Genomic DNA, 6,111 nt, shown 5'->3' on the forward strand with positions numbered 1-6,111 from the left:
AGCCGATGTTGGCGCACAAAGCGGTGCACGAGGCCCATGTGGCGGCCGAAGTGGCGGCCGGCGCCATCCTGGGCGATGCGAACCTGGCCAAGAGCCAGTTCGATGCTCGCGTGATCCCGAGCGTGGCCTATACCGACCCCGAAGTGGCGTGGGTGGGTCTGACCGAAGATCAGGCCAAAGCCCAAGGCATCAAGGTTAAGAAGGGTCTGTTCCCCTGGACGGCGTCCGGCCGCGCGATTGCCAACGGCCGCGACGAAGGCTTCACCAAGCTGCTGTTTGACGACAGCGACGAAGCCCATGGCCACGGCAAGATCCTCGGCGGCGGCATCGTGGGTACCCATGCCGGTGACATGATCGGCGAGATCGCGCTGGCCATTGAGATGGGCGCCAATGCGGTGGACATCGGCAAGACGATTCACCCGCATCCGACACTGGGCGAAAGCATCGGCATGGCCGCGGAAGTCGCGCATGACTCGTGCACGGATTTGCCGCCTGCGAGGAAGTAAGCCAACCAGCAGGCTTCACGCCATCCTGCAAAGCCCGGTCCGGCAACGGAGCGGGCTTTTTGCTTTTCGTGCGCCGAGAATGCTTGCGCGAGAGGGTGTTGATGCCGCTATTTTTGTCGGCAAGACCCGAACTCTAGAACTCGCGCCAGCCCGAACGCAGGCTGTTCTACCCAAGCGTGGCCGAGCAATCCGGGGCCTGGCTGTGGCCCGCCAACGCGGGCCCCTGTGAAGGGCGGGCAAGGGCGGGCAAGGGCTGGCCCCGCCTCGCCCCGAGCTGGGTCAGGCTCACTCGGCCGGCGCCTCGCCACCGCCATTGAGGGGCAGCCAAACCTCGAAGGTGGTGCCGACGCCAGGCTCCGATTGCACCTCCAAGCGACCGCCGTGTTTATTGACGATGGAGAACGACACCGACAAGCCCAGCCCCGTCCCCTGCCCGACCGGCTTGGTGGTGTAAAACGGGTCGAAGATGCGTTTCATCACGTCCGGGCTCATGCCGCAGCCGTTGTCCTGGACGCTCACGCACACCTGGTCGCCGTCGTGGCGCGTGCGCAGCGTGAGGATGCCCTTCTCTTTGATCGCATGGGCGGCATTCACGATCAGGTTCATGAACACCTGATTGAGCTGCGCGGCCAAGCACCGCACCGGCGGCAGGTTGCCGAACTCCCGCACCACCTCGACCTTGTAGCGGATGTCGTGCCAGACCATGTTGAGCGTGGATTGCAGCCCTTGGTTGAGGTCGGCCTCTTGCCAATCGGACTGATCCACCCGCGAGAAATCCTTGAGGTCTTGCACGATCTTCTTCACCCGCGTGAGGCCCTCCCCGCTTTCCTTGATGAGCACAGGCAAGTCCTCACGGATGAACTCGATGTCCTCCTTGGCGCGCGCCTGCTGGATTTGCGCGCTCAGGGGTGGCGCCACGGTCTTCAAGTCCACGGCCTCGTACAGATTGCTGAGCTCCAGCAGCGATTCCACGTACCGTCCCAAGGTGCTCAGGTTGGAGGCCACAAAACCCACCGGGTTATTGATTTCATGCGCCACACCGGCGGCCAGCTGGCCGATGGACGCCATTTTCTCCGACTGCAGCAGCTGGTTTTGCGCCTCTTCCAACTTGGCTTTGGCCTGTTGAATCTGCTGGTAGTTTTGGATCAGGTCCCGCTGCGCGTTCATCATTTCGGTGTGGTCTTGCAGCAGCCACCAGATCGGCGAGTCCGCCTGCCCGGGACGCGAAGGGTAAACGATGGTTTGAACCCAGCGCGCTTCGCCCGCGTTGGTTTTCAGTTCAGCCTCATACATCAGGGACTGGCGTCTGGCGAAGGCCTCCGCCGACGCTTTACGCACCGCCTGATAGGCCTCGCCATTGAGTTGGAAATGCTTCGTCAGACCTTCTTTGGGGTGCGCGGGGTCGACGCCAAAGAGCTGCATGAAACGGCGGTTGTGGCGCAAGATGCGGCGCTCCTGCGTGCACAGGATGCCCACGGGCGAGTTTTCGAGGAAGGCATCCAGATCACTCAGGCTGCTGCGCAGCTGATCGGTGCGAGCGGCCACGAGCTGCTCGAGCTCCTGTTCATGGCGCTTGATCTCGGCTTCGGCCTCATGGCGGCGGGTCACGTCCATCAGGGTTTCGATCGCGCCGACGATCTTGCCCTGCGTGTCGTACAGCGGCGCTGCAGTGCAAAACACCCGACGGCCCTGCGCGCCGAACTGCGGAAAGAAATCCTCCAACTCGTAGGCGCCAGGCGCCAAGGGCGACGGCCGCATGGCCGCGCCGTACAGGGCCGCCCCTTCGGCTTCGATGCTGCCGTCCACGATCAGATCGACCAAGAGCGGTCGCGGCTCCGAACCGAATGCGCGCCACGCCTCGGTGCTGCCCACCATGCGCTGCGCGCTTTGGCCGGTCAGTTGTGCGCAGTTGTCGTTCCAGTGTGTGACCCGGTGGAATTGGTCGATCACAAAAATCGCAATCGGGCTGCTGTCCAGGATTTGATGCAACACCCGCCCGACCTCGAACAGGCTGGTCTGCACATGCTGCATGTCGCTGAGGTCCAGGCAGCAGACCACCGCGACCGGCCCCATCGGCAGTGCCACCCGTCGCGCCGCCACCTCCAAGTGGCGGACCGAGCCGCTGGCCGTCAGCGCATGACATTCCAGTGCCGGAGGGATCTCGGTGGCCGCCAGGGTTCGCTCCCCGTACAAGCGCACCGGCTCCACGCTTTCGTCGCTGACCCAGGCGTAATGCGGCAATCGCCGCAACTCGTCCAGGCTGTGACCCAAGAGTCGCAGCATGGCCGCGTTGGCAAACACGGTGCGCTCGCCGTCATGCACCATCACGGGGGTGGTGACGGCCTCCAGAGCGGCCACATGGCTGTCATCCAGCGGGCAAGGGCGGCAAGACTCCAGCGCACAGGCCAGCGCTTCAAATCGCGCCAGCGGGCTGACGCTGGCAGTGGGCGTGCTGTCGAACTCGAACATGGCGTTAGGCAAGGCACGTGTGGGCGCCCCAAAGAGCTATGTCAGGGATGTCGGCCGATCCAGGGCGAGTCTTTAGGGCAATCTTGCAAAATCCCCGCTGCGTCCAGGGTCGGTTGGGCCTGGGCTGGGTGCGGGCAGGCATGACCGCGTGCCCATGATGCCGAGCAATGCGCGCGGCGTCACGGCCGGCGGCGCGTGCCGATGTGCAGTCGATCACGGCGTCAGCGATTCCTCTTGTTGCCAGACCTGTTCGGCCACGCTCTTGATGTCAAGCGCGGGGCGCTTCGGGCCAGAGCTGTCATTGGCCACAAACGCATCGACCAGCCGTAGCCGTTGCGCCATTTCCTCGCCATCCCGCAGCCCCATGGGGTAGCCCTGGCTCCCGGCCTTCCCGTGATGCTGCTTCACCACGCCCATCGCATGCCTCATCATCGCTGCCGGCCTGGCGCAGGCGATGCCCCCCTGGGCACGGAGGGCAAACGCCTCTTGCAAGTCAATGAGGCTGGCGTGCAGGGTCAACGCAGCCTTGATGGCGATGCGCTTGTTCAATGATCGACTCACGCCAGCCTGCTGAGGCCGCTGAGGCAATGATCGGCCGCCTGCCGCCTGCCGCCTGCCGCTTACCGCTTACCGCTTACCGCTTGCGGGTGGAATGGCGAGAGTCAGGGCATTTTGCGGGTCAAACTTCACGCCTCCCGACATCTCCCCGGCCCTTGCCTTGGTCCGGGTGTGCCGCAATGATGCTGCCGCAGTTGGCCACACCGTAGCGGTCCACCGGCAAGTGAAAACGCAGGCCCAGCGGCACCGCCTCCCAGCGCGCTCGAGGCAGGCGGCAGGTCCAGGTCTGCCCATCGGCATGGGCCAATTCCAGCTCATAGAACTCGTAGCGCTCGCCCAGGCGCTCGATGCCCAGAGGTGTTTGGCTGCCTGCCGCTGTGCCAAGGGGCTCGACGCGCAGCGGCGGCTTCGGCCATTGCGGCACTTGTGGTGCCGTGCCTTCGCTTTTGGCGCGCCAAGAGGTGCGCCAGCTGGGTGCGCGGTATTTGCAATGCTGGGCGGCGGGCTGCTCCGGGTGCTGGGGGTCGGGCATCAGGCGACGCGAGAGCTCGGTGGCGTCGGTGGGCATCTCTGAGCACCAACTGGAGCCTAGTTCTTCCAGCCTGCGCTCCACATCAATCTCCAAGCGCCAAGTCTTGCGCTCCACACTGACCAATTTGCCACTGGGCCCGAACAGAAACAGGCCGGCTTGAAGCAGGGCCAAGAGCATCAGCAGGGCCAGCGCGATTTGCAGGGAGCGGCGCTGAGGCAAAAGTCGGGGATTGAACGTGAGTGCGGGCGGCATGGCGCGCATTGTCGCGGCTCGGCCTGGGCTTCTGACTGTCACCAGCGCTTCAAATTGGGTCACTAGACTGAAACGCATTCGTCGCAGTTCCGCCTTTTTTCTTGGTTCTTCTTGCGGGCTGCGATGCTTGTTTCATTCTCAGAGTCAACACATGGCCGCCAACGCTCAAGGTTTCTCCGTCAGACAAGCTTGGCTGCAACTGTTGCTCTTGGGGGGCCTGCTTGCGCTTTTGAGCGCCTGCTCGCCGCGAATGCTCTTGCTGAACGGTGTGGCGGACGGCTTGTCCAGTCAGGGGCAAGATGCACAAGAAGACGATCTGCAACTGGCTCGCGAGGCAAGTGCTTATCACCTGAAACTGTCGGAAGCGGTGCTGCGCCAGACGCCGGGCCATGTGGCCTTGGCCGAATCGGTGGCGGCCGGCTTGACCCAATATGCCTACGCCTTTGTGGCCCAGTCTGCGGACGAACTGGCCACGCGCGACGCCCGCGCTGCGCAGCGGCAACGCGAGCGGGCGGCGCGCTTGTACTGGCGGGCGCAGCAGCATGCGATGCGAGCCTTGGAGTTGCGCCATCCTGGTTTTGTGACGGCCCTGGCGGCATCGGTAGCCCAGATCGGTTCGAGCGCCTCGGCGAATGGCATTGCGGCAGTGTTGAACCTGGCCGAGGACGAGGTGGGTCTGGCCTATTGGGCCGCGGCGTCCTGGGGTGCTCATATTTCCTTGTCCAAAGATCGACCCGACCAGGTGGCGGATCTGCCGCAGGTGGTGGCCCTGGCGAAATTGGCCTGGCTGCGCCAACCTGACTTTGCCGAGGGCGGGCTCAGAAGCTGGTGCTGAAGAAGTACTACAACATCGGCTTCGCGGCAGACACGCCGAATGGCTTGGTCGTGCCGGTGATCAAGGATGCCGACAAAAAGGGCATCTTCGAGATCAGCGCCGAAATGGGTGAGCTGGCCAAGAAGGCCCGCGACGGCAAGCTCGGCCCCGCCGAGATGAGCGGTGGCTGCTTCACCATTTCGTCCCTGGGTGGCATTGGTGGCCGCTACTTCACCCCCATCATCAATGCGCCCGAGGTGGCCATCATGGGCGTGTGCAAGAGCCAGATCGAGCCCAAGTGGGATGGCAAGGCTTTCCAGCCGCGCCTGATGCTGCCGCTGAGCCTGAGCTGGGACCACCGCGTCATCGACGGCGCCGCTGCGGCCCGCTTCAATGTGTACTTTGCATCCTTGCTGGCGGACTTCCGCCGCATCGTGCTCTGATCGGGAGCTGAGTTATGGCACTAGTGAATGTTCTCGTTCCCGATATCGGTGACTTCAAAGACGTCGCCATCATCGAGTTGCTGGTCAAGGTGGGCGACACCGTGGCGGTGGACCAAAGCCTGATCACCGTGGAGTCCGACAAGGCCTCGATGGAGATCCCCTCCTCGCACGCCGGCGTGATCAAGGAGATCAAGGTGGCCTTGGGCGACAAGATCAACCAAGGTTCGGTGCTGCTGGCGCTGGAGAGTGCGGATGGCGCTGCTGCTGTGCCCGGCCATGCACCTGTGGCCGCAACTGCTGCAGCGGCTCCGGTACAAGCTCCGGCGCCGAGCGCTGCCCAGGCCTACACAGGCAATGCCGATTTCAGCTGCGATCTGCTGGTGCTGGGCGCCGGCCCTGGCGGCTATTCGGCCGCCTTCCGCGCCGCCGATCTGGGCTTGAAGGTCATTCTGGTGGAGCGTTATGCCACCCTGGGTGGCGTTTGCCTGAACGTCGGTTGCATCCCGTCCAAGGCGCTGCTGCATGTGGCGGCGGTGA

Annotated in this window: 5 protein-coding genes and 2 pseudogenes; 4 read left to right on the top strand and 3 right to left on the bottom strand. The window is 64.0% G+C overall.

Annotated elements, in window-relative coordinates; translation table 11 throughout:
* A pseudogene (locus ACOVRJ_RS21750) lies at nucleotides 1-506 on the top strand (dihydrolipoyl dehydrogenase); the annotation flags it as partial.
* Between the two features lie 285 nt (nucleotides 507-791).
* Here the strand turns inward: ACOVRJ_RS21750 and ACOVRJ_RS21755 are convergent.
* The 3 genes from ACOVRJ_RS21755 to ACOVRJ_RS21765 form a co-directional block, all read right to left on the bottom strand.
* Nucleotides 792-2,975: an ATP-binding protein gene (locus ACOVRJ_RS21755; protein WP_422045908.1), complete on the bottom strand. Its 2,184-nt coding sequence runs from the start codon at nucleotides 2,973-2,975 to the stop codon at nucleotides 792-794.
* 213 nt (nucleotides 2,976-3,188) lie between these two features.
* Complete coding sequence (locus ACOVRJ_RS21760; protein ID WP_422045909.1) at nucleotides 3,189-3,536, bottom strand: hypothetical protein; 348 nt, start codon at nucleotides 3,534-3,536, stop codon at nucleotides 3,189-3,191.
* A 118-nt stretch (nucleotides 3,537-3,654) separates the two neighbouring features.
* Nucleotides 3,655-4,317: a hypothetical protein gene (locus ACOVRJ_RS21765; RefSeq protein ID WP_422045910.1), complete on the bottom strand. Its 663-nt coding sequence runs from the start codon at nucleotides 4,315-4,317 to the stop codon at nucleotides 3,655-3,657.
* Nucleotides 4,318-4,567: 250 nt separating this feature from the next.
* On the opposite strand from ACOVRJ_RS21765, the gene ACOVRJ_RS21770 reads away from it, so the two are divergent.
* From ACOVRJ_RS21770 to ACOVRJ_RS21780, 3 genes and pseudogenes are all read left to right on the top strand, one after another.
* On the top strand, nucleotides 4,568-5,152 hold the full coding sequence (locus ACOVRJ_RS21770; protein WP_422045912.1) for a TRAP transporter TatT component family protein: 585 nt from the start codon (nucleotides 4,568-4,570) through the stop codon (nucleotides 5,150-5,152).
* Nucleotides 5,140-5,574: pseudogene (locus ACOVRJ_RS21775) on the top strand (2-oxo acid dehydrogenase subunit E2); the annotation flags it as partial. The gene ACOVRJ_RS21770 and the pseudogene ACOVRJ_RS21775, both read left to right, overlap by 13 nt.
* Before the next feature lie 14 nt (nucleotides 5,575-5,588).
* Nucleotides 5,589-6,111, top strand: a 523-nt coding sequence (locus tag ACOVRJ_RS21780; protein ID WP_422045911.1) for a biotin/lipoyl-containing protein, incomplete at its 3' end; no start/stop codon positions are given.

The sequence above is a fragment of the Roseateles sp. genome (assembly GCF_049240545.1).
Classification (GTDB): Bacteria; Pseudomonadota; Gammaproteobacteria; order Burkholderiales; family Burkholderiaceae_C; genus Paucibacter_A.

Excerpts from the sequence above, each read along its gene's own strand:
- ACOVRJ_RS21770 (WP_422045912.1), top strand. The coding sequence starts at position 4,568 with ATGCTCTTGCTGAACGGTGTGGCGGACGGCTTGTCCAGTCAGGGGCAA.
- ACOVRJ_RS21765 (WP_422045910.1), bottom strand. The coding sequence starts at position 4,317 with ATGCCGCCCGCACTCACGTTCAATCCCCGACTTTTGCCTCAGCGCCGC.
- ACOVRJ_RS21755 (WP_422045908.1), bottom strand. The coding sequence starts at position 2,975 with ATGTTCGAGTTCGACAGCACGCCCACTGCCAGCGTCAGCCCGCTGGCG.